22 protein-coding genes, 1 tRNA gene and 2 pseudogenes are annotated in these 25,385 nt (G+C 50.1%); 14 read left to right on the forward strand and 11 right to left on the reverse strand.

Translation table 11 applies throughout. The annotated features are described in order from the left end of the window. Positions 1-2 precede the first annotated feature (2 nt). The 7 genes from tssJ to tssB are packed head-to-tail and all read right to left on the reverse strand — an operon-like array spanning position 3 to position 7,087. Complete coding sequence (gene tssJ / locus AC6I4B_RS07255) at positions 3-527, reverse strand: type VI secretion system lipoprotein TssJ (protein ID WP_497770638.1); 525 nt, start codon at positions 525-527, stop codon at positions 3-5. Next, on the reverse strand, positions 524-1,804 hold the full coding sequence (gene tagH / locus AC6I4B_RS07260; RefSeq protein WP_497770639.1) for a type VI secretion system-associated FHA domain protein TagH: 1,281 nt from the start codon (positions 1,802-1,804) through the stop codon (positions 524-526). Before tagH ends, tssJ begins: the two co-directional genes overlap by 4 nt. 4 nt (positions 1,805-1,808) lie before the next feature. Beyond that, positions 1,809-2,855: a type VI secretion system baseplate subunit TssG gene (gene tssG, locus AC6I4B_RS07265; protein ID WP_497770641.1), complete on the reverse strand. Its 1,047-nt coding sequence runs from the start codon at positions 2,853-2,855 to the stop codon at positions 1,809-1,811. Next, positions 2,822-4,654, reverse strand: coding sequence for a type VI secretion system baseplate subunit TssF (gene tssF / locus AC6I4B_RS07270; RefSeq protein WP_497770643.1), 1,833 nt, complete (start codon positions 4,652-4,654; stop codon positions 2,822-2,824). The genes tssG and tssF overlap by 34 nt, the downstream gene beginning before the upstream one ends. Further along, positions 4,654-5,070 carry a type VI secretion system baseplate subunit TssE gene (gene tssE / locus AC6I4B_RS07275; protein WP_497770644.1) on the reverse strand — a complete coding sequence of 139 codons (417 nt, stop codon included), beginning with the start codon at positions 5,068-5,070 and terminating at the stop codon, positions 4,654-4,656. The genes tssF and tssE overlap by 1 nt, the downstream gene beginning before the upstream one ends. Positions 5,071-5,075: 5 nt before the next feature. Further along, complete coding sequence (gene tssC / locus AC6I4B_RS07280; protein ID WP_497770646.1) at positions 5,076-6,560, reverse strand: type VI secretion system contractile sheath large subunit; 1,485 nt, start codon at positions 6,558-6,560, stop codon at positions 5,076-5,078. Positions 6,561-6,580: 20 nt separating this feature from the next. Then, complete coding sequence (tssB, locus tag AC6I4B_RS07285; protein WP_497770647.1) at positions 6,581-7,087, reverse strand: type VI secretion system contractile sheath small subunit; 507 nt, start codon at positions 7,085-7,087, stop codon at positions 6,581-6,583. Positions 7,088-7,764: 677 nt separating this feature from the next. Here tssB and AC6I4B_RS07290 point away from each other — a divergent pair. From AC6I4B_RS07290 to AC6I4B_RS07340, 11 genes and pseudogenes are all read left to right on the forward strand, one after another. Continuing rightward, a complete protein-coding gene (locus AC6I4B_RS07290; RefSeq protein ID WP_497770648.1) occupies positions 7,765-8,283 on the forward strand; it encodes an Hcp family type VI secretion system effector in 519 nt (172 codons plus the stop codon). Between the two features lie 131 nt (positions 8,284-8,414). Beyond that, complete coding sequence (locus AC6I4B_RS07295; protein ID WP_497770650.1) at positions 8,415-9,125, forward strand: contractile injection system protein, VgrG/Pvc8 family; 711 nt, start codon at positions 8,415-8,417, stop codon at positions 9,123-9,125. A 630-nt stretch (positions 9,126-9,755) separates the two neighbouring features. Further along, positions 9,756-9,842 (forward strand): hypothetical protein, encoded by an 87-nt coding sequence (locus AC6I4B_RS07300; protein WP_497772052.1) that lies wholly within the window; start codon positions 9,756-9,758, stop codon positions 9,840-9,842. Between the two features lie 26 nt (positions 9,843-9,868). After that, complete coding sequence (locus AC6I4B_RS07305; protein WP_497770651.1) at positions 9,869-10,867, forward strand: bacteriophage T4 gp5 trimerization domain-containing protein; 999 nt, start codon at positions 9,869-9,871, stop codon at positions 10,865-10,867. Further along, positions 10,868-11,752: a glycine zipper family protein gene (locus tag AC6I4B_RS07310; RefSeq protein WP_497770652.1), complete on the forward strand. Its 885-nt coding sequence runs from the start codon at positions 10,868-10,870 to the stop codon at positions 11,750-11,752. It begins immediately after the preceding gene. Further along, entirely contained in the window at positions 11,742-12,296 is a 555-nt protein-coding gene (locus AC6I4B_RS07315) for a hypothetical protein (RefSeq protein ID WP_497770654.1), read from the forward strand. The genes AC6I4B_RS07310 and AC6I4B_RS07315 overlap by 11 nt, the downstream gene beginning before the upstream one ends. 133 nt (positions 12,297-12,429) lie before the next feature. Further along, positions 12,430-12,561: pseudogene (locus AC6I4B_RS07320) on the forward strand (PAAR domain-containing protein); the annotation flags it as partial. Beyond that, positions 12,544-13,485 (forward strand): annotated as a pseudogene (locus AC6I4B_RS07325) (T6SS effector phospholipase Tle3 domain-containing protein); the annotation flags it as partial. The pseudogenes AC6I4B_RS07320 and AC6I4B_RS07325, both read left to right, overlap by 18 nt. Before the next feature lie 2 nt (positions 13,486-13,487). Next, positions 13,488-14,072, forward strand: coding sequence for a T6SS immunity protein Tli3 family protein (locus AC6I4B_RS07330; protein ID WP_497772054.1), 585 nt, complete (start codon positions 13,488-13,490; stop codon positions 14,070-14,072). A gap of 265 nt (positions 14,073-14,337) precedes the next feature. Beyond that, positions 14,338-14,413 (forward strand) — tRNA-Ala (locus AC6I4B_RS07335). Positions 14,414-14,650: 237 nt separating this feature from the next. Next, entirely contained in the window at positions 14,651-16,792 is a 2,142-nt protein-coding gene (locus AC6I4B_RS07340; protein WP_497770655.1) for an EAL domain-containing protein, read from the forward strand. Between the two features lie 49 nt (positions 16,793-16,841). Here the strand turns inward: AC6I4B_RS07340 and nupC are convergent, their stop codons facing one another. Then, entirely contained in the window at positions 16,842-18,044 is a 1,203-nt protein-coding gene (gene nupC / locus AC6I4B_RS07345; RefSeq protein WP_497770656.1) for a nucleoside permease NupC, read from the reverse strand. A 298-nt stretch (positions 18,045-18,342) separates the two neighbouring features. On the opposite strand from nupC, the gene AC6I4B_RS07350 reads away from it, so the two are divergent. The 3 genes from AC6I4B_RS07350 (at position 18,343) to AC6I4B_RS07360 (ending at position 21,253) form a co-directional block, all read left to right on the forward strand. Further along, positions 18,343-18,399 (forward strand): hypothetical protein, encoded by a 57-nt coding sequence (locus tag AC6I4B_RS07350; protein WP_497772055.1) that lies wholly within the window; start codon positions 18,343-18,345, stop codon positions 18,397-18,399. Continuing rightward, positions 18,380-19,618, forward strand: coding sequence for an Nramp family divalent metal transporter (locus AC6I4B_RS07355; protein WP_497770658.1), 1,239 nt, complete (start codon positions 18,380-18,382; stop codon positions 19,616-19,618). The genes AC6I4B_RS07350 and AC6I4B_RS07355 overlap by 20 nt, the downstream gene beginning before the upstream one ends. Before the next feature lie 87 nt (positions 19,619-19,705). Continuing rightward, positions 19,706-21,253, forward strand: coding sequence for a BglG family transcription antiterminator (locus AC6I4B_RS07360; RefSeq protein WP_497770659.1), 1,548 nt, complete (start codon positions 19,706-19,708; stop codon positions 21,251-21,253). Here the strand turns inward: AC6I4B_RS07360 and AC6I4B_RS07365 are convergent. The 3 genes from AC6I4B_RS07365 to AC6I4B_RS07375 are packed head-to-tail and all read right to left on the reverse strand — an operon-like array spanning position 21,246 to position 25,378. Further along, positions 21,246-22,457: an N-acetylglucosamine-6-phosphate deacetylase gene (locus AC6I4B_RS07365; RefSeq protein ID WP_497770660.1), complete on the reverse strand. Its 1,212-nt coding sequence runs from the start codon at positions 22,455-22,457 to the stop codon at positions 21,246-21,248. The genes AC6I4B_RS07360 and AC6I4B_RS07365 overlap by 8 nt on opposite strands. After that, on the reverse strand, positions 22,450-23,802 hold the full coding sequence (locus AC6I4B_RS07370) for a class-II fumarase/aspartase family protein (protein WP_497770661.1): 1,353 nt from the start codon (positions 23,800-23,802) through the stop codon (positions 22,450-22,452). The genes AC6I4B_RS07365 and AC6I4B_RS07370 overlap by 8 nt, the downstream gene beginning before the upstream one ends. Positions 23,803-23,818: 16 nt before the next feature. Further along, positions 23,819-25,378, reverse strand: a complete 1,560-nt coding sequence (locus AC6I4B_RS07375; protein ID WP_497770663.1) for a PTS transporter subunit EIIC — start codon at positions 25,376-25,378, stop codon at positions 23,819-23,821. Positions 25,379-25,385: the final 7 nt, after the last annotated feature.

Below are 25,385 nucleotides of genomic sequence, written 5' to 3' on the forward strand. Positions count from 1 at the left end.
TGTCAGTTGCCCTCTTTTTTCATTTCAATGCTGTTCTGCCGGATGTGTACCAGCAGGCGATAGCTGTGCCCGATGGCCTCCACCGGTGTGATGTATTTCCATTCGCTGGCCTGGTTATCGGAAAAGTAGGCCACAACAGCAATAAACTGTGTCTTTTCATCCAGTTTCACCGACGGCAATGTCTTTATGGTGTCCGGCAGCAGGCTAAAGTCCTGATGGTCGAGATAATTTTTTGCCAGCACATCGGGCAACGGCGTACTGGCGACCTGGTCATAGTCGGCGGCCTGTAGCTTTGAGTCGTCGCTCATATAAATCAGTTGCAGATCCACCGGTGCGGCTTCGCCCTCCGCGTTAGCGTTGGCATCCGGCTCGGTCAGCAAAGTGATGATGACCTCTGACGGCTGTTCCGCCGATTTGCCGACCTGAATCCCGGGGTCGGCAATCACCTGGCCGAGTTTTTTCGCCGTTTCGCAGCCGGTTAATACCGCGCTCATCAGAACGCAGGCCAGAAACGCCCTGATGTTCATGCTTCAGGCTCCCGCTGTTTCTCACGCAGCACCCGGTCATATACCTGGGCATAGACTTCGTTAAATAACATTTCAAAACCCTGCTGCCGGTCGGACGCCAGTTCGTCGTAATAGTGGCGATACATCTGCCATGCACCGGCATCGTCGAGCGGTTGGCGCAGTTCATGGCTGCGGCGGTACTGAACAAAACGCCGCATCAGGCTTTGCGGCGAGAACGCATCCAGCAGTACGCGTAGCGATTCCACAATCGCCTCCCGATTGGCCTCTTCGTGATGGCGGACATTGCGCAGACTCTCTGCCACCGCCGCAGGCGCAGCCAGATGCACCGGGCTTTTCCCTTCGGCAAACAGAATGTTCAGCGCGGTGGCGTAGTCCATATTCAGGCGCAGCGGGTTATCTTCGAGCGGGCGCAGGTGTTTGTCCGACAGGCTGTGGCGGTGCTGTTGTAAATCCAGCAAGCCCTTGATTGCCGCCTGTAGCGTGCGCCCCGTTTCTTCAAGAAAATCATCGGCATCCTGAGAATTATTCACCGCCAGTGAACTGCCAAGCCCGCGCAGCAGCGGGGCGACGGCAAGATGGCGCTGTGCCATTTCAGCCTCACGCTGAGCGTCGTGCTGTTCAGCATGGCCTGGCGGTAAGTCCATAAACGCGTTATCGCTTCCACCGTGACGAGCGGGGTCGTGATAGGTGGTGTGGCTGGAAAACGGCGTATTCATCATGGTCAAGCTTTCAGCCTGTAATGCCTGGAGCGGATCGGTGGAAAACCCGTTCGCTACGGTGTCGGCAAGCTGGTGTTTGTGGGGGATACCCGGATAGGTTGGTTGCCCATCGGTGGCGAGTAGCGCATCCGACAGACGATCGCGATTGCTGATGATGGTTTCCGGCGCAGCCATCTGCTCGCCGTAGCTGACCAACGCACCTTCATGGATAAACACTTTCAGCGCGAGCGCCCCAAGGCCAATTTCATCGCCCTGACGCAGACGAACCAGCCCGGCATCTACCGACACTGGCGCCAGGTTGATCATCAGTCCAGGCATCAGGCTACGCAGGCAGAATATCCCGTCGTGTATCACAATCTGGCAGGCGCGACCGGCGACTGAACCGGCTCTGTCTTGTACCGGCCAGTGGCATCCCTCGGCATGACCGATTTCACCGCCGTCAGCGCAAAAAAGACATTTTGCAGCTCGACCGCTTTCCAGCTCATTGCCGTTCATCACTTGCAACGTCAGCGATAAACCATCGTGTTTTTGTTTTTCGTCAACCACAGACTGCGCCATAAAATTATTCCCTGATGTGGAGGGTTACGGACGGCGGCGTTGCCGGCCTGCCAATAAAGCTGGTTCGCCCAATGCGGGCCGTTGAACTGTCTCCCAGCCGCATTCCCTGAGCCTGCTCTGGGGCAAGGTTCAGCCGTAAATCCCAGGCGAACTGATCGCGCAGTAGAAAAGAGATAAACATCGTCAGCGCCTGGTGATTGTCGCCATCCGGTAAAAAGGAGAGGTAACGCGCCATCGATAGACTGCCTAATCGCAGGAGAAATTTTCCGCTGCGATCGGGGACTTTACTGCCCAGCGTGAAATTGACGCCGATAACCGAGCGCCCAGGCACGTAGCCGGCTGATTTTGTTTTCGGGTTGCGCACGCCCAGTCGGTTTTGCTGCGAGGGGTCAATCGTCACCTTACGCTGCTGCCAGTTTTCAATCGTGACATCCGGCAGTTCAAAGCAGTGGGACACCAGGCTGCACACCACATCCGGCGAACGTCCTGGCGTAGCCAGTATCCCGGCATATGCCAGCATTTTGCTGTGGTTAATGGCGAGCCGGTCGCGTACGTTTTTATTACCTAGCCCAACCAGTGCATACATCCGCTGTGAAAAGGTATCCGTCCCACCATTACGAAAACAGATGTAATAGCGGTATCTACGCCAGGCGTGGTATGCAAACTGAGTCCAGCGGTGGCTAAATAAATCGAGAAACGCCGCCAGACCGTCTTCATTCTGCGCGGACTCTCGCGCCATCCGGTCAAGGTAATACCCCGGCAGCGGCGATTGGCTGCCGGAGAATCCCAAAAATTTTGTGGTTAGCCTGAATTGACCGGCGTCGTTGCGATCCAGTCTGCTCAAGTCGCTAGCTGGAAACGCGATGCTGGCGTCGGATTGAAACAGCGCCACTTCCGCACCTGGTTCGGTACGCAGGGAAGGTTCGCGGTCTGCCTCGCCAGACTGGCGATACAGTGCATCCATCAGCACGTAGAAATTTGTCCCGCGCACATCGGACGGGAATGACGCTGCTGTTTTTACATCAGAGCGTGCTGGCCGGTATGCTGCCATTCCCAAGTCTCCAGGCTTTCAGTGTTAATAATTTTCAGGTGATGAAACGAGTTAATACTGGCGTACAGGGCGAAGAAATGTGACAGCACCGTGCCCAGCAGGTAGATCTCACCTTCGCAGACAAAAGGCGCGGGCGAGATCCACAGCGTGGTGGTAAGTCCGCGAACCGGAATGCCTTTAAACAGCCGGTCAACAGGGTGGGATTCCATTTTTTCGATGGCCTCCAGCTTTTGAGACGAAAGGCGAGCCTGTTGCGGATGGTGAATTCCGGGTAAATCAAAGGTACGCAGCACCTGAATGAGTGCCTCTCTATCCAGCAGTGAGAGGTAGTTCAGATTCATACAAGAGATCAGCGACCAGTGCATATCGCCATCCGTTACCGGGTACAACGGACGGGTAGGGCGGGTGACATTGCTGAAAGAGGCGACGGCTGGGTTTTTATCCACCGCGATACAAATGTCCCCCGTATGCAATAAGGTCGGTAACATCCGATTCGTACAAACCAACTCCGCACTGAGTACTTCGCCGCCCAGTCGGGAACGCTCTGGCAGGTTGCCATCGGCATGAACAAAGGCGATGGTATGATCCAGGCCGCGATGAAACAGGGAGGTTTTTGTCCGGTGATGCCAGTAAATGACCTCACGCTGGCGGCTGTACTCAATCTGATGCTGGAAGCTCTCAAACTCAGGCCAAAAGCGAATTTTGTCATCGGTCCCAGGGGCGCCGTTTGAGACTTTTATAGGGCTGGATACCGACCTAATTTGAAAGATATCGTAGAAATCGGGGTTCTGCTGACTGGCATGTAACGCATATTGTGGCGTGCTGCCGTCTGGGCTGATGGGTTCGGCATGATGGGCGAACAGATTCACCGCTGGCGTACAGTATAAACGCAGTGAATCCTTACGCAGCCTGATATGAGTCGGTAGCGGCTGGTTAAAGTGCAGACGTAGCGTAAAGGCGCTGACCGGAAAATCTTCCGGTAACGGCAGGGCATCGCGCAGATGAAAGAAGAGAAAGCTTTCGGGATAGCAGAAATATTCCTGAAGTACCCGATAACCGCTATGGACATTTTTCGGCCACGGTAGCAGCGAATCGTCACGTTCAAACCCCGCAGCGTCCAGCCACAGTGCCGGAAGAGGCAAGCGATAATCCCCGGCAATTAGTTCCGCATCCATTAACCGCTCGCTGAACCACAGGTAAAGCTGATAGCGGGTGTAGTCATCTTCATTGCCCAGCCAGAAGGTGAGCTTATTTAAATCCAGCGCGGCAGGGGAAACATAATCCTCAGTGGTGAAATCAATATCAATCGTACCCTCTTTCAGGGTGCTGCTGTTACGCACATCCCGAATGGCTAAGGATTGCAGCCAGATGTCATGCGCCAGAGTGAAGTGGCAGACGGGAAGTGACGACGTATTGTTTTCCGCCAAAATCTTGCGCCCCGATGATGCCGTGCGCGACACGTCGGAACTGATTAACTCATCACGGCAAACCTGAATTGGGGCAGAGAGTTGTGCCGCAGCTGGCTGATATTCAATCACGGTCATTGACGGTACTGGGCGCAGATAATTGGGCCACAGCATGTTGATTAGACCATGCGTAAACTCCGGGAACTCGTCTTCCAGCTTTTGCCGCAGACCACCAGAAAGGAAGGCGAAAGCTTCCAGCAGACGTTCAACATCCGGGTCCCCCTCTTTTTCTGACAGAAAACGAGCCAGATGAGGTTTTTCTTGCGCCAACACTTTGCCAAGCTGGCGTAAATAATCCAGCTCTTCATGGTAGTAGCGTTCTTCGAAGGCCATCAGAGGGGCTCCACTCGCCAGTGCTGGTGGTTATCCAGCAGGATGTCAAACTCCAGAACCTCTCTGAGGTCGCTAAAATTCACCTGTGCCACAATATGGAAGCGTAGATCCATCGGTGCATGGCTTTCCTCGGCGGCAGCGGTGACGACAACATCCGAAATCCGTGGCTCGTAGCGCAAAATACAGTTCTTGATAGCCAGAACCGCTCTTTCGCGCAGGGGAATTGAATCCGCAGCCCGATCGTCATTAAAATCCACAATCCCCAGCGCCGGGGATCCGTAACAACTACCGGAACGGGTGTTGAGCACATTGCGCAGGTTATTGCGTACCGAATACAGCAGCGCTTCCTGCGGATGCGAAATGGTATTCGCGGCTTCACAGATGCGATCAAACAGACTGCTTTCCCGTCCCGTCATGATGATTATTCCCTGTCCAGACGCCCGACCAGCGAGAGTTCAAAGCTAGCGCCCATGTATTTGAAGTGTGGACGCACGCTGATCCCGACCTGATACCAGCCTGGTTCACCCTCTACATCTGTGACTTCAATCTTCGCCTGACGTAGCGGTTTACGGCTGCGCACTTCAGAAGGCGGATTTTCCTGGTCTGCGACATACTGGCGTATCCAGGTGTTTAGCTCGCGCTCCAGATCCCCACGCTCTTTCCATGAACCCAGTTGTTCGCGTTGCAGAACTTTGACGTAATGCGCTAAGCGATTAATCACAAAAAGATAGGGAAGCTGTGTGCCCAGTTTGTAGTTGGTTTCCGCCTCTTTCCCTTCTGTTGTATTAGGGAAAGTTTTGGGTTTCTGTACGGAGTTAGCAGAGAAAAAAGCCGCATTATCAGAACCTTTACGCATGGTCAGGGTGATAAATCCCTGTTCTGCCAGCTCATATTCCCGGCGGTCAGTAATGAGAATTTCGGTCGGGATTTTGGCCTGAAGCTGGCCCATAGCCTCATATAAATGCACGGGTAAATCTTTTACCGCGCCACCGCTCTGTGGGCCGACGATATTCGGGCACCAGCGGGTTGAGACAAAACTTTCAGCCATATTGGCCGCCAGTAAAAATGCGGTATTGCCCCAGAGATAGTGCTCATGGTTGCGGCTGACGTTTTCGCGATAGTTAAAGCTTTTTACTGGGTTTTCACCCGGAGAATACGGATGGCGCAGCAGAAAACGTGGTGCTGTCAGACCTAAATTTCTGGCATCGTCCGAGTCTCGCAAAGAGCGCCATTTGGTATAGGCTGGGCCTTCAAAAATGGCCGCCACGTCTTTAATTCCTGGCAGTTCGGTGAACGATTCCAGCCCAAAAAACTCTGGCGCTACGGAAGACAGAAACGGAGCATGGGCCATTGCGCTGACCGCACTGATATATTTCAGCAGTTTCATATCTGCGGCGGTATTTTCGAAAGCATAGTTACCAATGACGGCGGCAATAGGTTCGCCACCAAATTGCCCAAAGCCACTGGAGTAAACCTGCCGATAAAAGCCGGATTGCGTAATTTCTGGGGCAAACTCGAAATCGTCCAGCAACTCCTCTTTGGTAGCGTGCATCAGATGAATTTTGATGTTTTCGCGTGGATCGGCATGATCAACCAGCAGTTTCAGCGAGCGTAAAAATGACTCCAGTTCCTGAAACTCTGGTGCGTGGAGAATAAGATCCATCTGGCGGCCAGTACGTTCATCAATGTCAGCAATCATGGCATTGACGGCGAGAATATCGACAGACTCGGCCTCGTTATCATCCTGCAACAGAGCGGTAATAAATGCGGCTACCCCCTGGCGGGCGATGTCGTAGCTTTCTGATTCCGGTTTAAAACGTGTTTGCGCCATCACTGCATCCAGCAGAGAAGGGGCATCGGCAATGGCGACAGGGGTGAGTTCTGCCTGTAATGAGGTATCTGACATACTGAAATCCTTATACAAAATTATTTCCGGCCAGCAAGGCCCAACTCCGCAATCAGTTGCTCACGGCTTTCTTCGTTATCCAGTAAGGCCTTAAGCTGCGCGCGAAAAGCAGGTATGTTGCCCATCGGCCCTTTCAGGGCGACCAGTGCTTCGCGTAACTCCAGCATTTTTTTCATTTCGGGCACTTGAGCGGCGATGTTGTCTGGCGTGAGGTCGGCCAGGGACTGCACTTTCAGCGTGATATCCATCCGCGCGTCAGGATGCTCGCCGAGCGCGGAAGCGGTGGTGAAACTGCGGGTAATTCCGGCCTGTTCCAGCACGGCGTTAAAATTATTGCGGTGAATAGCGATTGGTTGGCGTTCATCGAGCGGCGTATTGTCTGTTGAACCTTTTAGATTGCCAGTAACCAATAAATTAAGCGGCAGCTCTACTTCAGCCGTTTGATTATTTAACTTTGGGGTGTACGTAATATTTATGCGCTCTTTAGGCGCGACACTGCCGTCGTTTTTCTTGCTATTTATGCTCATAAAATAGTCCGTAAGGTTATCGTTCAGGCCATGAGTGCAGCATGATTCTTATCGCCAAAAATAGCGGATATGCCGCTGTAATAGCGGTGTAAATACAGTTGCTCGATCATTTTCTGATCCGCATTCTACGCGCAGAAATAAATTTTAAAAACCTTTTTCTTCGTGTGAAAGAAAGGTATTGTTGACTCGATAATAAACCAGAGAGAACGTTTTTGATGTGGTGAAATGCATTTAAAACTACACATCAAGATGGGGTTTTTGTGTAATTTGTTGATTTTTAAAGGTTTTATTAATTGATGTTGTTTTTTGTATATTTTATTTATGTATGATTTTAATTTTGTTGATAATTATTTTGAATGGGTTTAATGAGTTCTTAAAAATACACAAATAGAGTTTTAAATTTAGTGGGTATAATATTTATTCTTGATTCAAAACTAACTTTTAAAAATGTGTGATAGATGCTGTTTTATGTCGTGTAATTATTTTTGTTTTTTTAATAATTGTTTTGGTAGCCGGTGGAAGTAGGCTTTTTACCGACGTCCAAATTGAGGTTTTATGCATCAGTAGGATGCAGGAATGACGCGGTTACCGGTATGAACCGTACCGCCATCAGTCTGCCAGGAATTAACGGCAGGTACTTAAAGCAGTAAGCAGAAATAGATAAACGGAGTTTACAAATGCCAACACCTTGTTACATATCAATCATGGGTCAGACCCAAGGGTTGATCACCGATCGTGCTTTCACACCGGATTCTGTCGGCAACATTTACGTGCAGGGTCACGAAGATGAAATGCTGGTGCAGGAGTTTAAGCACAATGTCACTGTGCCGACAGACCCACAGTCCGGCCAGCCTTCAGGCCAGCGTTCTCACAAACCATTCATTTTCACCGTGGCGCTGAACAAGGCAGTACCTCTGCTGTACAACGCGCTGGCTTCCGGTGAAATGTTGCCAAAAACGGAGCTGCATTGGTGGCGTACCAGCGTTGAAGGTAAACAGGAGCATTATTTCACCACCCGCCTTATTGACTCGACGATCGTCGATATCGACCTGCATATGCCTCATTGCCAGGACGAAACCAAACGTGAGTTCACGCAGTTGATCAAGGTCTCCCTTGCCTATCGCAAAATCGAATGGGAGCACGTTAAGTCCGGCACATCTGGCGCTGACGACTGGCGCGCACCGCTGGAAGCGTAAATATCGACCAACAGCACTCAGCCATATGGCTGGGTGCTGTTTTTGCTTTGTTTCATATTCACACCCAATCAATGAGACGACGGGTGTCAGCAGGAAAGGTTGTCAGTAATAAGAGTTGTACTTTATGGGAGATGGCGGACGCCGGAAACTTCGGCGGTAGCGTGCCTGAAAACCAGTGCAACGCTGTACTGTTACAGCCGGTAAACGATGAATCGTTTGTGATTCCTGTCAGTATCCGTGAGGTAAATATGTCATTAAAAGGACTGCGATTTACGCTGGCAGTGGACGGGCTGCCGGAGACGGCCACTGCGGTGGTGAGTTTTTCCCTCGAGCAGCGCTACTCCGCCCCCTTCCGCCTGAATGTCGATATTGCCAGCTCCCTTCCCGAGCTGGAGGCCACGGACTTTCTGGAAAAACGCGCCGTGCTGACTCTCTGGCAGGGGCCGGTCGCCCGGCGATGCGCCACTGGCATCATCACCCGCATGGTGCGGGGGGAAAACAATCACTGGCAGACAAAATACCGCCTGGCGATCTCGCCGCCGCTCTGGCGCTGTGGCCTGCGGCAGAACTTCCGTATCTTCCAGCAGCAGGATATCCAGACCATCACCGCCACGCTGCTGGCGGAAAACAGCGTCAGCGGGCGCCAACACCGGTGTTCCAGCCGCATCCGGCGCGGGAATTTTGTGTTCAGTATTGGCGAAACCGACCTGACCTTCTGGCGCGGTTGTCGGCGAGAGGGGATTTTCTTCTACGACGGATGCGCGAAAGACGGGCCGGAGCAAAAAAGTTGGTGCTGGCGACGAGGTGTCCAGCGTGGCGTCATGGCCGGAAGTACCGTTTAACCCAAACGTTCAACCGATAAGCCACGGAATGTATCAGCACCTTCCGCTACCAGGCACAGATACGCCCGTCGTCGGTGGAATCCGAGGACTATACCTTCAAATCTCCGCGCTGGGCGGCGTATTACGACCCGTGCCGGACAGTTTCTGAAACGGGCAACTGACCCAGTATGAAATTTTCGATTATCCGGGGCGGTTCAAGGAGTAGCAGCACAGGCAGGCGTTGTTCCGTTACCGGACAGACAGCCTGCGCTGCGATGCTAATCGCGGGGGGCAGCAGCCACTCCCCGACGCTGTCGCCGGGCGTGCGGTTTCATCTGACGGAGCATCGGTCAGCAGTCAGCTGAACCGGGAGTGGCTGGTGGTCAGCAGCAGCCTGACGGGTGAGCAGCCTCAGGCGCTGCACGGCAGCCAGGGGCGGGAACCGCCCTCAATAATCAGTTTGAAGTCATTCCGGCAGACCACACCTGGCAGTCCGCCGCGCTGCAAAAACCGCAGGTCGATGGCCCGCGAGAAGTGCCATTGTCGCCGGCCCGGCGGGCGAGGAAATCTTCTGCGACGCGTACGGTCGGGTGCGGGTACGTTTTCACTGGGATCGGCTCCAGCCCAGGGGAATGAGACGACTCGTGCTGGGTGCGGGTATCACAGGCGTGGGCGGGCGCGGGTTTTGGCCATCTGGCCATTCCACACGTCGGGCAGGAAGTGATCGTGGATTCCTGAATGGCAATCCGGATCAACCGATCATCATGGGCAGAACCTACCACCAGGATAACCGCCCGCCGGGAAGGCTGCCGGCCACAAAAACGCAGATGACGATACGCTCGAAAACCTATAAAGGCAGCGGATTTAACGAGCTGAGATTCGACGACGCGACCGGGAAAGAGCAGGTGTATATCCATGCGCAGAAAAATACGGATACGGAGGTACTGAACAACCGCACCACGGATGTGAAAGTGGATCATTCGGAAACTATCGGCAACAACCAGAATATTACCGTCGGGCTGGGGCAGACGGTGCGAGTCGGGAAGGAAAATGCCAGCGGGCACGATCAGAGCGTGACGGTGGCGCATGATCGAAGCATCACGGTAGGCAACGATCAGATGCTGAAGGTAAAGCGGGACAGGACCGTGAATATCAGCCATGACGACAGTCTGTACGTGGCGAACGACCGCCGGATAACGGTGGAGGGAAAGCAGGAGCACAGAACCACCGGGAACCATATCAGCCTGGTGGAAGGCAAATGCAGCCTGGAGGTGAAGGGCGACCTGGCGGAAAAAGTGAGCGGTGCGCTGGGGATTCTTGTTAGCGACGATATTGTGCTGGAGAGCCGCAGCCGGATAAGCCTGAAAGTGGGTGGTTCATTCGTGGTGATACACGCGGGTGGTGTGGACATCATGGGGCCGGTGATCAATCTGAATGGCGGAGGGAGTCCGGGGACGCCGGTGGGGACGTTCCAACCAAGTGTGCTGGTAGATGAGAAATACGATAACGAGAACCAAGAAATAGAGAAAGTCTACAGCGATAACTCAGATTGTCCAGATGATCAGGGCTTATTTGATGAACAATTCCGAGTATTTGGGGACAATGGTAAACCAATGATTAATGTTCCGTATTATATTCGTACTGAGAATGGAGATATATTTAAAGGTTTTACAGATTCACAAGGACTATGCAAGCGGGTCTTTACCAATAAATCTTCCAAACTTACTGTTTGGTTGGGAATTCATGCATTGGAGAAATGGTAGATGTCAGAATATTCAACTTTAACCAATGAAAATCCATATTCAACTTATGATATAAATGGCCCCTTAATGCCTGCCAGAGCATTTTTTTTTATCATTGTCGATGAGCCGGGTAAAGAAGGTTTTTTAGTACGAAAAATATATGCTTCTCAATCCAATCCCTATCTATCAAAAATGAATTTAACTCCCATTAGATTCCTTTCTGAGACAGATCCTGAACGGTATGGATTGCTACCGAAGGAGCATAATTCATCTGTTGGTATTGCAGAGCATGTTATGGGTAATAACAAATCTCAATATATCTCTACAAGCTCTATTTTCCCAGGTGGATCTCCTAGGTTTGATGGTAAATCAATCTATATTGATATCGATAAAGCATTGAAATCAGGTGCTAAACTAGTAACAACAGAGGAGATCCTAAAAGCACTAGAAGAATACAAGTCCAATAATCCACATCTAGTAAAACGTGTAGACAAAATTGTGGCTTATGTTCGAGATGTAGATAAAGAAATATTAATTAAAGATGAGAAAGTACCTGCTAAGGCAATATTCACACCTGAATCACTCCGTCTTGTTAAAAATTTTGCGAAAGTTGGACATGTAGTTCAGGTTATAGGGATTGTGTTCACGGCTTATGATCTTGAACAGGCAACAGAAAAATCTGTTGAAACTGGTAGTGTAAAACCTATCAGTGCTGAAGTTATACGGCAAGCTGGAGGGTGGGGTGGATTTGTTGCCGGTGCTAAAATAGGCGCTGTCACAGGTGCCGCAGTAGGAGTAGAAACCGGTCCTGGGGCATTTTTAACAGGACTTGCAGGAGGTATAATATTTGGCGCTGCTGGATACTATAGTGCAGACTGGATTGCGGATTACATAGATGAAAATTAATATATTAAATTTATTCAAAAGGCAAAAAAAACTCCAGGAATTCTATCCAAGATCTGACTTTATCCCTGAGATTAAATCTAAAAACTCATATCCTTTTTTTGTATCCCTGGAAAATGAAGAAGTTTACGCATACTCAACACGATTTATGATTAAATCCGCTGACTTACCACTGATTGAGGATTTAATTTTTACTATTTTTAATGAAAAGCCTAACAAAGAAAAAGAATGTATATCTCATGAAGGTAAAACCATTCATTATTATAAGTTTGAAGACTTTAATCAAATAATTATAGACATTATCACCAATAATGGCTATTTAATCAAAAGACTTTGCAATGAACAGCTAGAACCTCCATCACCTAATATTGTTTTTCCAAATCTTGATTTTGAGGCGCTAGGCAGTTTGCAAGGAGGGTTAAAGTTCTGGCTGGATGTTTACTGGGCTCCATTTTGGAGATGTTTATCTGAAGAAGATAAAGGTAAATATTTATATTCTAATAATATATCTAATATACTGAGAGAGTTTTTGATACTTCATTGTTGAAATTGTTCCATTCTTTAAATTATGGGGGGCTATTATAATAAACACAAATGATGAAGTAGTGCATTCATACTCACTGTATTTTTAATATTATCAATATTTTTATCGTAAGATAAGAAAATAACAGGGGGATTTTATGCCGTTAGCCGCTAAATTATCTGACAAAGGCTCCCAGCATGACGGTTATCATGAAACCGCCATTATCGCTGGTTCACCTACTGTATTTATTGACGGATTACCTGCCGCCCGTATGGGCGACCCGTTGACCGATAAACTGTTTATGAATCATCGTAATACGGTGAACATGGCGGGGCTGATGCAGCAACATCTCCCGCCCATACCAGAACAGAAGATTGAGTCATCAGCAATACCTGCGGCAGACAAAGACGAAAATAAAAAACCAATCATGCCTTGTATCGTGATACTGGTACATGGCGTGAATGACGTCGGGGAAGCCTATGAGAATCAGGATACGGGAATTTGCATGGGGTTGAATACCCGTCTCGGGAGAGACGACTTTCAGCCTCATATATGGCCTGAAGGGAAATTCATGATTTCGGATATTGAGGGTAAAATTGCCTGCTCACCGGTTATTCCCTTTTACTGGGGATATAAACCCGTGGAGCATTCAGCCTGGCAAGCCGATCAGAAACGTTATCGTGAGGATCTCAAGGATAAACACAAGGATGCGGACCTGCCTTATGACACCTACCGTGAGTTTGATAATAAAAAAATTGCAATACATGCCGGTGAACATATTGATAGCCTGAACAACTGGTTGGATCCAACGTATGCCAAAGGTGGAGGGACTTTTGCCAATGCGACGACTAATATTCCCGACATGTTTGGCCCTGGCACGGCCGGTAAATTACTGGAAACGGTTGGTCTGGTTAACTCGCGTAACGATATGATGAACAACGGTGACTGGAGCCATCCCATCTATCAAAACCCACACCGTATTTACCAGGCGTATGCTGCGCGGCGACTAGCAGATTTGATTCTGGCAATCCGAAATGATGACTTCGCCAAAAATGACACCATCAATATCGTCGCCCACAGCCAGGGGACGATTATCACCATGCTGGCGAATATGTGGGTGGTTAAAGAAGGTCGTCTGCCCGCTGACTGCTTGATCCTCAATCACTCCCCCTATTCGCTGGAATACCTTGTACTGGAGGGGGCCATGCCGGGTATCTGGAATTAAAGGGCTGGGACTGTGAGGGAGAGCTCTGGTACACGGATACGCAAAGAGGTATTCATTCACAGGTGTACTTCCAGTTTTTTCGAATATTGACCCGTAAATTTATTCATCCATCAGAGAAATATATTGCTATTACCAGTTGGGGTGCGGGTGGTTTCAGAGTATCCAAAGATTACGGAAAAACCTGGAAATCTGTACAGTATTCCCCTGGGCATAATGAACCTAATGGTGATTCATCACCATCCTACGATGATGTTCTTTCTTTCACGGTGGTCAACGATCAGGGATTTTTACAGACAAAGGACCGTCTGTACATGTCGTCAAAGCCGTTTGATGACCCGCGCATTCTTCCTGGGGGAGCGGGTATACCCTATCAACTTTCGGATGGCACCATAAACAAGATAACATCGGATGCCCCCGGGTGGTCCTGGGGTACGGTCTATTTCACTAAGGAGGGACTAAAAAGCAAATATGTTCGCCATGAAGCCAATTATCAGAACCTCCCGGACGCCGTACCAGAAGTTAAGGGCTACACGGGCTGGGATTATATGCGCTGCGATATGGATGCCGGGAAATAAAAGCGGAGAGTATTCCGACAAATTAGCAGCAGTATCTGGCGATTTCTTCATCATCTCTGTACAACAAATGTTCTGTGCGTAATGTCTCGATGTTTTTTAGAAAAATACGCTTGACCCATTAAAAGCAATAGGCCTATAATCCGCCCCATCGTTAAGGAACTATCTGAAGTATTGCTTTACATTTCAGCGAGTTAATTAAACGGTCGTTGGAGTTTAACTCCACCAAATCCTGCTCCCATCAGGTTTTGGAAAATGAAAGTACTGTGGGGCTATAGCTCAGCTGGGAGAGCGCTTGCATGGCATGCAAGAGGTCAGCGGTTCGATCCCGCTTAGCTCCACCAAAATTCGAAACCCTCGCCTTATGGCGGGGGTTTTTTGTTTGTGCATTATGTATAAAAAAACAGCAATCATATTATAAAAGCGATGCCGAGAGCCGAGTTTTAAAGATGATGCTTGCTTCAATTAATTACTGGCAATAATATTCAGACAGTCACTCTACGTACGATAAAGGATATCGGCTGATACGCATGACTGCCAAACGGGCTACTCCAATAAAAAAATTTTACCTCGTTCTGATTATGAGCCTGGTAGCGATACCGTTTTCTCGATATATCTCACCAACGATATATTATGAGGGACACTCGGTTTATCTGACATGGTTACCACTTGCTGTCATCATTGCATTAGTCATGCTATTTGGTCGCCACGCTATATTACCGTTAGCCATTGGATTTACGGTTGCGAATTATTGGCAATTACATCTGTCACCATTTTACTCATTAGCAATATTATTCTGTCAGCTTGCGGCGGTGTGCATTTGTAGCCTGATTCTACGCTACAAATTAGGACGACGCTGGCGGCATGGTTTAGCTATGAAAAACATGTTCTTACATGTATTTTTGCTTGGGTTTATGGCTCCGATACTGGCTAAGGTTATGATGTATATTGTGGGTTGGATTATTACTATCCCACCGCCAATGTTCAGTTATTTTAATATAACATCAACGATCTATACCATTGTTGATATTCAAGGGTTGGTCTGTGCATCGTTAATTTTTACTAAACTATTCTATTATCTATTGCGGATGTGTCTTAATCCGCATTATGCCAAAACCTTCTGGTATAAAAATATTGTAAGTAATACTGGGCTAAAAAATAGATTGTTTATTACTGGCTGGTTCGTAGGGCTAGTATGCATGTTGTTTTTCTTGTGCGCGCCATTTGGTGATTATTACTTTGCGGGGTATCTGGTCCCGACAATATTTATATTTTTCTCCTTGGGCATCAGCCAGTTGGCCTATCCACTTATTATTCTGACATGGAGTTTGTCGGTCTTCGTACTGGTGATGTACAACAAGAATTTCCTGCACGGCATTCAAACGCAATACTCGCTGGCGTTCATTCTTTCGTCGCTTATCTCTTTTACCGTATGCCTGCTGTACATGTTGCAAATCTACAACCACAGCCGCCGGTTGAAGTCTAAATGGCAGGAACAGGCAATGCTTGATCCGCTGACCGGTTTACCAAATCTGCGTGCGTTGGAGGAGTATCTGCTGAAAACCGGCTCGGTGAATGTTTGCTGTATGCATATCAAAAACCTCGATTTTCTTAGCCGCCATTACGGCATGATGATGCGTATTCAGTGCAAACGCGTAATCACTCAAGTGCTACAGCCGATGTTGTACAAAGACGAAAAACTCTTTCAACTGCCGGGTAATGAACTGTTGTTAGTGCTAAAGGGGCCGGAGACTGAAGCTCGCCTGACCTCCCTGGTTGACTTCCTGCGTCGTCAGGACATTCGCTGGAATAATACGGTGATGAACCTGGAATACGGCATCTCGTGGGGGCAGATACGCGCTCAGGACGATAACCTACACCATATGCTAGGGCAGTTGAGTTGGCTGGCGGAGCAAGCCGGTGAGGGGAGCCAGATCCTGAATCTCGATAACGGCCATGCTGAAGCCTTTGACCAAACCAGTGAACAGGTCGTGCTACTCAACCGTATTAAAAGTGCGCTCAATGGACAAGGTTTTGTGCTTTACGCGCAGCCGATTAGAAAAACGTCGGGAGAAGGGTATTACGAAATTCTCACCCGCCTGGTGGATACGAACGGCATGGTAATGCCCGATAAATTTATCCCTGTCCTGACGCAGTTTAACCTTAGCCAGCGCTTTGACATGCTCGTGCTTGAGCAGTTATTCCAGTCGCTGGCGGCGTTCCCGGAGCAGCGTTTCTCGGTCAATTTGATGCCATACACCTTGATGCAAACCGAAAGCGCGGCGGAAATTATCGCCCTGTTCCGCCAATATCAGGTCAGTGTCTGGCGCATTATCATTGAAATTACCGAGGAGCAGGCGTTTTCCAACTCGGATATCAGCATCAAAAATATTCAGCAGTTACGTCGTTTTGGCTGCCAGATTGCCATCGATGACTTCGGTACTGGCTACGCCAACTATGAGCGCCTCAAACGTCTGGAAGCCGATATTATCAAGATTGATGGCTGTTTTGTGCGTGATGTCCTGACTGACCCAATGGATGCGATGATCATTCGTTCTATCTGCGAGTTGGCGAAAGTGCGGAATCTGGCCGTGGTGGCGGAGTATGTCGAAACACCCGAGCAACAAACGCTGTTGGCAAGCCTGGGGGTGCATTACATGCAGGGTTATCTGATTGATAAACCTCGGCCACTGTGTGAAATTGGCTACGAAACGGAAGCCTAAAAGGAAAGGGCCGGTAACACAGTTACCGGCCCTTTTTTAATGAAGGGGATTACAGAACCAGCGCGGCGATAGAGGCAGACAGCACACTCACCAGCGTAGAACCGTAAACCAGTTTCAGGCCGAAGCGAGAAACAACGTTACCTTGCTCTTCGTTCAGGCCTTTAATCGCACCAGCGATAATACCGATAGAGGAGAAGTTAGCGAAGGAGACCAGGAAGACAGAAATGATGCCCACTGCGCGCGGAGACAGGTCAGCGGCAACTTTTTGCAGATCCATCATGGCAACGAATTCGTTAGACACCAGTTTGGTCGCCATAATACTCCCTACTTGCAAGGCTTCGCTGGCTGGAACACCCATAATCCATGCAACTGGATAGAAGATGTAGCCCAAAATACCCTGGAAGGAGATGCTGTAACCAAACCAACCCGTCACCGTGGCGAACAGGGCGTTCAGTGCGGCGATCAGGGCGATAAAGCCGATCAGCATGGCGGCAACGATAATCGCAACTTTGAAGCCTGCCAGAATGTATTCACCCAGCATTTCAAAGAAGCTCTGACCTTCGTGCAGGCTTGCCATCTGAATGTTGTCTTCGCTCGCGTCAACCTGATACGGGTTGATGAGCGACAGCACGATAAAGGTGCTGAACATGTTCAGAACCAGCGCCGCAACAACATATTTTGGCTCCAGCATGGTCATGTATGCGCCAACGATAGACATCGAAACGGTAGACATCGCCGTTGCCGCCATGGTGTACATGCGGTTACGGGACATTTTACCGAGGATGTCTTTATAGGCGATAAAGTTCTCAGACTGGCCGAGGATCAGAGAGCTGACGGCGTTGAAGGATTCCAGTTTGCCCATGCCGTTAACTTTCGACAGCACCGTACCAATCGCGCGAATGACGATAGGCAGAATACGGATGTGCTGCAAAATACCGATAAGTGCAGAGATGAAGACGATAGGGCACAGCACCTTCAGGAAGAAGAACGCCAGACCTTTGTCGTTCATGCTACCGAAGACGAAGTTGGTGCCTTCGTTAGCAAAGCCGAGAAGTTTTTCGAACATCTCGGAGAAGCCTCGAACAAAGCCCAGACCGACATCAGAGTTCAGGAAGAACCATGCCAACAGCACTTCGATGACAAGTAATTGAATAACGTAACGAACGCGGATCTGTTTGCGGTTGGAACTGACCAACAAGGCCAGGATCGCTACCACTACAAGCGCGAGAACAAAATGCAAGACGCGGTCCATATTTGCTCCAAACATGAGACGGGTTAAATTTTCGTGCACATTCTATGTAACATGGTTAAATAAAACGAGATCTGTCTCTCACTATATTTAGAACCTGTGAGCAAACTCAAAAATAGTGATCAACGATACATTTTTGTGATGTTAAGTAAATGTATGAAAAGTTTCCGTGTTGTACTACTCTCTCCTTAAGCGTATACCAAACTTCCCCAACCTCCAGTCTTGCTAACGGTTCCGGCTATCAGAGCAATTATTATCATCTCTCACAAATGAACTTGATAATCATTCTCATTTTGTTAGCATGAAACATAGCAAAGGCTATGTTTTTGAGGCAAAGAATGAGCAACAGTCGCGTTGAGAATAACAGCAGTCGAGCAGCGCGCCGTATGAGGTTGGCGCTGATGGGGCCGGCATTTATTGCCGCGATCGGGTATATCGATCCCGGTAACTTTGCGACCAATATTCAGGCGGGGGCGAGCTTCGGCTATCAACTGCTGTGGGTGGTGGTATGGGCAAACCTGATGGCGATGTTGATTCAGTTGCTGTCGGCCAAACTGGGGATTGCGACCGGGAAAAACCTGGCGGAGCAAATTCGTGACCATTACCCGCGTCCGGTGGTCTGGTTTTACTGGGTGCAGGCAGAAATTATCGCTATGGCGACCGACCTGGCAGAATTTATCGGGGCGGCGATTGGCTTTAAGTTGATTTTTGGCATCTCGCTGCTTCAGGGCGCGGTGCTGACCGGGATTGCGACTTTCTTAATCCTGATGCTCCAGCGTCGTGGTCAAAAGCCGCTGGAAAAAGTGATCGGCGGGCTGTTGCTGTTTGTGGCGGCGGCTTATATCGTCGAGCTGATTTTCTCTCAGCCGCAGCTCGCACCGCTGGCAAAAGGGATGATTTTACCCGAGCTGCCGAACTCTGAAGCGGTATTCCTCGCGGCGGGTGTTCTGGGGGCGACCATTATGCCGCACGTCATCTACCTGCACTCGTCGCTGACGCAGCATTTGCATGGCGGCAGCGCGAAAGAGCGCTACCACGCCACGCGCTGGGATGTGGGGATTGCGATGACCATCGCCGGCTTCGTGAACCTGGCGATGATGGCAACCGCCGCAGCGGCTTTCCATTTCAACGGGTACACCGGGATTGCCGATTTGGATCAGGCGTATCTGACTCTTGAACCCTTGTTGAGCCATGCGGCGGCGACCGTTTTCGGTCTGAGCCTGATTGCGGCGGGGCTATCTTCAACGGTGGTTGGCACGCTGGCAGGGCAGGTGGTTATGCAGGGCTTTATTCGCTTCCATATTCCGCTCTGGTTCCGCCGAACGGTGACGATGCTGCCGTCGTTTGTGGTTATCCTGATAGGGCTAGACCCGACGCGCATCCTGGTGATGAGCCAAGTGCTGCTTAGTTTTGGTATCGCGCTGGCGCTGGTTCCGCTGTTGATTTTCACCAGCAACCGCCAATTGATGGGCGAACTGGTTAACACGCAGTGGATCAAACGTATCGGCTGGGTGATCGTCGCGATAGTGGTTACCTTGAACGGTTGGCTGTTGGTCGGCACACTGCTGGATTTGTAATTGACATACCGTGACTCGCTACAGGTCACGGTTTCATTTTGTCTTTTGCGTTACGCTGAGTTTGGCATTAAACATCAGCGAACGTTCATGAACCATTTCGATCTCTCATTCTTAAAATACCTTCAGGATAACAGCCCTCTGGCAGTCGACCGCGCGGTGCTGCGTTTTGGCAAAACGCTTTCAACGCTGAAGCGAACGATGAAAGAGCTTAATGAACTGTTGCCGGAAAACGTCCAGCTTCACCAGGATAACCAGTTTATTACTACCCGCATTGGCTACAGCGACTATATCCAGTTCCTCCAGCGTGTGCACTTTAACCGCTATCTGACCACCGCCGAAGAGCGCGTGCAGGATCTCTTTGTTGCGCTGTGCTTACAGAATGTGGTCAATAAAAACGAGTACTACAAAAAATTCTACGTCAGCGCCGGGACGGTAAAAAACGATAATCCAGTGATGCTGCGCCGGGTTCAGGGCTGCGGATTAACACTTGTGAGCATTCCCCGCCGGGGTTCGCAGTTGGTTGGCGATGAATTTCGTTTGCGGGTTGCGGCCTGTAACGCCATTTTGAAAACCGTGGAGATTGGCAGCGATAATCAGCTTATTGCCCATCAGGCCAATGAACCGATCAACCGCTCGATTGCCGAGCAGTTTCTGTCCGAATGCGCGGTCGAGATAAAAAGCGCAGCAGCGTATTACGCGCGCGTTGTCAGCCCAGTTATTCGCCTTGGTTATAATGGCCGTAAATACCTGTTGGTGTATCTGAGCCTGGCGCTGCACCGTATTCAGCGCGGGCAGAGAATAACCGACAGCCAAATGGTCAACTTCCTGACCACGTTTCCGTATCAGGTGCTGGATTCTCAGGATGAAAACAACTGTCTGGATATGCTGATAGCGTCGTTGACCTTTACCCATCGCCCCTTCACGCTCTACGACGCGACGCTCGCCGGGCACGTCAAGCGAGCCTGCGATATGTTATCCGGCTGCCTGAGCGCCATGGTACACAACGCGAACGCCTGGTATGCCGAGATTTATAACTTTATTTATGCGGCGATTATTCAGAATAAATTTCATCTGTGGTTCGATGATAAAAAATTGCATGACGTTCAGCGGCGTTATCCTGAGCTTTGGCATCATGTCCAGACGGCGCTAAAAGAGATTGAAGCCCGCTGGCAAACGCCATTCTCCGCCATTCACCTGGCAACGCTGGTGCTGATAATTAAAAAGCATGAGCTGAAAAACCGAGTCGTCAGCGACCCGAAAAAACGGGTCATTATCGTGACCAACTCGTCCGAGAGCAAAGTGGGGTATTTTAAAGAGGTACTGCTGTCGCGTTTTCATATTGATATTCTGGCCTGCGTCAATATCAATGAAATCGCCCGACTCCAGTTGCAGGATTTTGATTTGCTGATTACCTTCACCAATAAAATATCCAGCCACCTTCGCCATGCGCAACTGAGCTACGTTAAAGTGAATTTTTATCTGACGCAGGATGATTTCCAGTTGCTGCGCGAGCATGGGCTAAGCCCAGCGCGCAAAAAAATACCTGTCGATACATTCGTTCGACAGGTCAATGGCATGAGCCAGGAGGTGTTAAAAACGTTTCTTGAACAGCAGTATGGCGACCTCTTTATTTAGCCAGTGTCTGCTGGACGCCGCGACACCACACGGCGTGTAAATTCTGCGCGTTATCAAGCACCAAAATATCCGCGTCTTTCCCCACCGTCAGGCTGCCTTTCCGCTCGGCAACGCCCGCCAGAATAGCCGGATTAAGGCAGGCAATTTGCGCAGCCGACACCCAGCCGTTTTCCAGACGGTTCACCACGTTTTTCACCGAGTCGAGAAAACTCATCTCCAGTTTCCGCACTTCAGGCCAGTTATCGGGCGTGACGGTGCGCTTACAGCCGTGGCAGTCGGTAATTTCAAGGGCGTGCTGGTGGATGCGGAACGTTTCCTGACGCAGATAGTGGTGAAATTCAAAGCCTTCAGGGAAGTCAACGTAGCCAAGACAATCACTCATCATCACCAGCCGACGGTCTGTTTTCAGGCGATACAGAATATCGAACACTTCCGGGCGCAGGGTGATGCCGCTCTGTTTGGCAACTTCGGCGAACGTGTCCTGATAATACATCATCGCGCCGACAACGCCGGGTTCGCGGTGGTGCAGCCCACGCATGGCGCTAAAGGCGTGGGTAAAGTGGTTCAGCCCAGCGTCAATGGCTTGTGTAATTTCATCAAAGGTGGCATCCGTATGACCAGCGGAAATGGTGATGCCCGATTGATGAAGATGGCGAATTAACGTCAGTGCCCCCGGTAACTCGGGAGCCAGCGTCATCAACCGGACCTGCTGACGCGCGGCACGTTGATAGCGCTCGAAGCCCTCGATACTTGGAGATTGCACACTGTCGAGGCGCTGCATCCCGATGAATTTCGGGTTGATATAGGGGCCTTCCATATGAATCCCCACGGCTTCAGCGCCATCTTCTGGCGTTGCATCGGCAATCCATTCGGCGGCGGTGGCGAGGCTATCCAGCAAGAATTCATCCGGCTGGGTGGCAGACGTCGCCAGCCAGGCGGTGACACCGGCGTTCACTAAATCCTGGCTCATGGCACGTAAAGAATTTCGCTCGCCTTTCCAGGCAAAGGAACCGCGCCCCCAGCCGTGGACGTGGATATCGACAAAACCCGGCATCAGCATCGCATCACCATAATCGATAACGCGGCCGCGCGGCGCATCGTCAAGGCCGACAATCTTGCCGTGCTCAACGTGCAGATAGCCGGACTGAATACTGTCCGGCGTCACGATGCGCTGGCTGGCGAAAGAGAGCAGCGCATCAGCCATGATTATCCCCCAGCACGCGCGCGGCAGTCTCCAGGGCGATGGTCGAACACAGGCCGGTGTAGTGGGCCGGGTCGATTAACGCCTCGATTTCGGCATCGTTAAAGTGCTGGCGAATGATCGGATCGTTGCGCAGCACCTCGGCGTAGGGAATTCCCTCATGGGTACTGCGCATCGCCAAATGATAAACGCGCTCGTGCGCGGCATCTTTCCCCAGTTTCTCCACCAACTGCATCATAATTTTTTCGCTGTTGATAAGCCCGTGGGTGAGGTGAACATTGTGCTGCATACGTTCAGCATTGATGACCAGCGTGCGGGTCAACTCCTCGGCGCGCATGACGATTTCTGCAATACACTCCATGCTCTCTTGAATATTGCCGTCGAAAATAAAGTAGGCCGAGCTGTCTGCTTCAAACGGGCGCGGGCTTACGTACAGGCTGGATGTCAGCACAGAGTAGAGTTTTTGCGCATTGCCGATAATGCCTTTCGCCAGTTTAGGGTTCACTTTCTGCGGCATGGTGCTACTGCCGACAGTGCCTTTGGTAAAGGCTTCGGAAACCTCGGCAAACTCTTCGCTGGAGGTCTGATAAACCTCTTCTGCAATTTTGTGCAATGTGGTGGCCAGCAGACATAAATTGCTGATGTATTCGGTGCGATAGACGCGAGAGTTACGCGACGGAATCGCCATCGCGCGCATCCCCAGTTTTTGGGCGACGCTCTCTTGTACCTGTCGCCCCGTTTCGCCGGTGGCGTGGAATGCGCCAACCGCACCGCCCATCATGACGGTAAACACGCGTTTCTCGGCTTCCTGCATTCGCTCTTGCGCGCTGAGTAATTCATCAATCCATACAGCGGCTTTATAGCCCCAGGTAATGGGCAGCGCGTGTTTGCCGTGAGTGCGCCCGGCCATCAGCGTAGCGTGATGCCGCTTCGCCATCTGCGCCAGATTACGCAAGATATCGCTGACGAAACCCTGCATCAGGACGTTAAATTGCTTCGCCAGGTACAATTGTGCGGTTTGCTGAATATTCTGCGTTGTCACGCCATAGTGCACATATTTACCGCTTTCACTGTCGCAGGCTTTTACCAGCACTTTGATAACAGGCACAAAACCGTGGCCAATTTCGCGCAGCAGGCGCTCCATTTCAGCTAAATCGATACGGTCAACCTGGCAGTTAGCAGCGATATTTTGCGCCGCGCTAGCCGGGATCATTCCATGTTCGGCCTGAGCCAGCGCCAGCGCCGCTTCAACATCCAACCACGATTGCACTCGCGCCTGCTGGCTAAGCAGCGCTTTCATGCCACGATCGTCAATCGTCTTACTTTTTGAATCATACAGTGCGCGCATTTCCGCCTCCTTGAGCTTATTTCGCGCCGGCAAGGCGGTCATCTACCGCGTTGCGGACAAATTCTACATGCGGGCCGAAGACCACATGGACATGGTTGCTGGAGGGAATAAACGTCCCCAGCGAGCCGGATTCTTTGATAACGTCCATATTAATTTTCTTCTGATCCTGCAAATCAATACGCAGACGAGAGACGCAGTTTTCGACACGTTTGATATTATCTTTGCCTCCCAGGCCTTGAATAACCATCTCGGCAACTTTGTCATACTCTTTATTATTCAGCAGGGTGCTGTCGGCAATATCACTTTCACGCCCCGGCGTTTTAATATCGAATTTGTTAATCGCAAAGCGGAACACGAAATAGAAGACCACAAAGTTAACAATGCCCAGCAGGATTAAATTTACCCAGTGAGTATTTTCGTACATCAGGCCGAAAATACCGAAGTCGAAAACGGTTCCTCGAATATAGCCGATGGACACATCGAGCAGTTGCAATGGAATGGTGAGTAAACCACACAGCACCGCATAGATAATAAACAGTTTTGGCGCAATAAACAGGAAGGAGAATTCCAACGGTTCAGTAATATTACCGAGCATGGCCGTCAACACAACGGTGAGAATCATCCCTTTGGCAAATTTCTTATTTTTGAAATACGCCATGTGATACATCGCCAGGCCAATCGCCGGAACGCGGAACAGAGTGGTCAGCATCTGTGAGGACGCAAGATAGCTGGTCAGCGTTGGCATGTACTCTTTCCAGGCAGGATGTGATGGCCCAAGTTCAAAGAGGATTTTGTTCATCGCCGGTAGAATTCCGACGTAGGTTTGCCCGTCGATCAGATATGTGCCACCCGCTGCGGTAAAGCGCACGGTCGAGCTTAAGACATGGTGCAGGCCAAAGGGAATTAACAGACGGTTAAGCGTCATATAAATGCCCGCGCCGATATTCGGTGCCATCATAATCGTCGACACCGCGCGCATCCCGGCGGTAAAGAGATCCCAGATGAAGGGGATTATCAGCCCAACAGGAATGGCAAAGGCGATGGCTAAAATCGCCACCGATTTCTTGCCGCTAAAGAAAGCAAAGGCTAACGGTAGCTGAAGGCGATAGAAACGGTCGGTGATTTTGGCCGCCAGCAGGCCAGCGATAATCCCGCCCAGAGCTTCAATTTTTAGCGTTTGTATCCCGAGCACCATTCCCTGGCCTACCAGTGAAAGGTCACCTTTGGCGAGCGCTCCGGCAAGTTTAAGATGAACGTGCATGGCAATTAGCAGCGTTAAATACGCGACCACCGAGGCAAAAACTGCAATGCCTTTTTCTTTTTTCGACATGCCGTAGGCAACACCCATTGCAAATAACAATGGAATATTATTGAAAACCACACTGCTAATTAAACCGAGAGAAGATAAAACCGCTTTGAAAATATCATTACCTAAAAAAGGCAGTTTTTCGATCATATAGCTCTGGCCTAATGCAGAGCTAATTCCCATAACCATACCGACAGGAGCGAGAACCGCGATAGGTAATAAGAGTGAACGACCGAATGTCTGAATTTCATTTTTAAAATTAGCATTCATTATGTTA

Source organism: Kluyvera fluvialis (genome assembly GCF_059725275.1).

Excerpts from the sequence above, each read along its gene's own strand:
- AC6I4B_RS07310 (WP_497770652.1), top strand. The coding sequence starts at position 10,868 with ATGTCAGAATATTCAACTTTAACCAATGAAAATCCATATTCAACTTAT.
- AC6I4B_RS07340 (WP_497770655.1), top strand. The coding sequence starts at position 14,651 with ATGAGCCTGGTAGCGATACCGTTTTCTCGATATATCTCACCAACGATA.
- tssF (WP_497770643.1), bottom strand. The coding sequence starts at position 4,654 with ATGGCCTTCGAAGAACGCTACTACCATGAAGAGCTGGATTATTTACGC.
- nupC (WP_497770656.1), bottom strand. The coding sequence starts at position 18,044 with ATGGACCGCGTCTTGCATTTTGTTCTCGCGCTTGTAGTGGTAGCGATC.
- tssJ (WP_497770638.1), bottom strand. The coding sequence starts at position 527 with ATGAACATCAGGGCGTTTCTGGCCTGCGTTCTGATGAGCGCGGTATTA.
- tssE (WP_497770644.1), bottom strand. The coding sequence starts at position 5,070 with ATGACGGGACGGGAAAGCAGTCTGTTTGATCGCATCTGTGAAGCCGCG.
- AC6I4B_RS07315 (WP_497770654.1), top strand. The coding sequence starts at position 11,742 with ATGAAAATTAATATATTAAATTTATTCAAAAGGCAAAAAAAACTCCAG.
- AC6I4B_RS07365 (WP_497770660.1), bottom strand. The coding sequence starts at position 22,457 with ATGGCTGATGCGCTGCTCTCTTTCGCCAGCCAGCGCATCGTGACGCCG.
- AC6I4B_RS07370 (WP_497770661.1), bottom strand. The coding sequence starts at position 23,802 with ATGCGCGCACTGTATGATTCAAAAAGTAAGACGATTGACGATCGTGGC.
- AC6I4B_RS07355 (WP_497770658.1), top strand. The coding sequence starts at position 18,380 with ATGAGCAACAGTCGCGTTGAGAATAACAGCAGTCGAGCAGCGCGCCGT.
- AC6I4B_RS07305 (WP_497770651.1), top strand. The coding sequence starts at position 9,869 with ATGGGCAGAACCTACCACCAGGATAACCGCCCGCCGGGAAGGCTGCCG.
- tssB (WP_497770647.1), bottom strand. The coding sequence starts at position 7,087 with ATGAGCATAAATAGCAAGAAAAACGACGGCAGTGTCGCGCCTAAAGAG.
- tssC (WP_497770646.1), bottom strand. The coding sequence starts at position 6,560 with ATGTCAGATACCTCATTACAGGCAGAACTCACCCCTGTCGCCATTGCC.
- AC6I4B_RS07375 (WP_497770663.1), bottom strand. The coding sequence starts at position 25,378 with ATGAATGCTAATTTTAAAAATGAAATTCAGACATTCGGTCGTTCACTC.
- tagH (WP_497770639.1), bottom strand. The coding sequence starts at position 1,804 with ATGGCGCAGTCTGTGGTTGACGAAAAACAAAAACACGATGGTTTATCG.
- AC6I4B_RS07295 (WP_497770650.1), top strand. The coding sequence starts at position 8,415 with ATGGCGGACGCCGGAAACTTCGGCGGTAGCGTGCCTGAAAACCAGTGC.
- AC6I4B_RS07290 (WP_497770648.1), top strand. The coding sequence starts at position 7,765 with ATGCCAACACCTTGTTACATATCAATCATGGGTCAGACCCAAGGGTTG.
- AC6I4B_RS07360 (WP_497770659.1), top strand. The coding sequence starts at position 19,706 with ATGAACCATTTCGATCTCTCATTCTTAAAATACCTTCAGGATAACAGC.
- tssG (WP_497770641.1), bottom strand. The coding sequence starts at position 2,855 with ATGGCAGCATACCGGCCAGCACGCTCTGATGTAAAAACAGCAGCGTCA.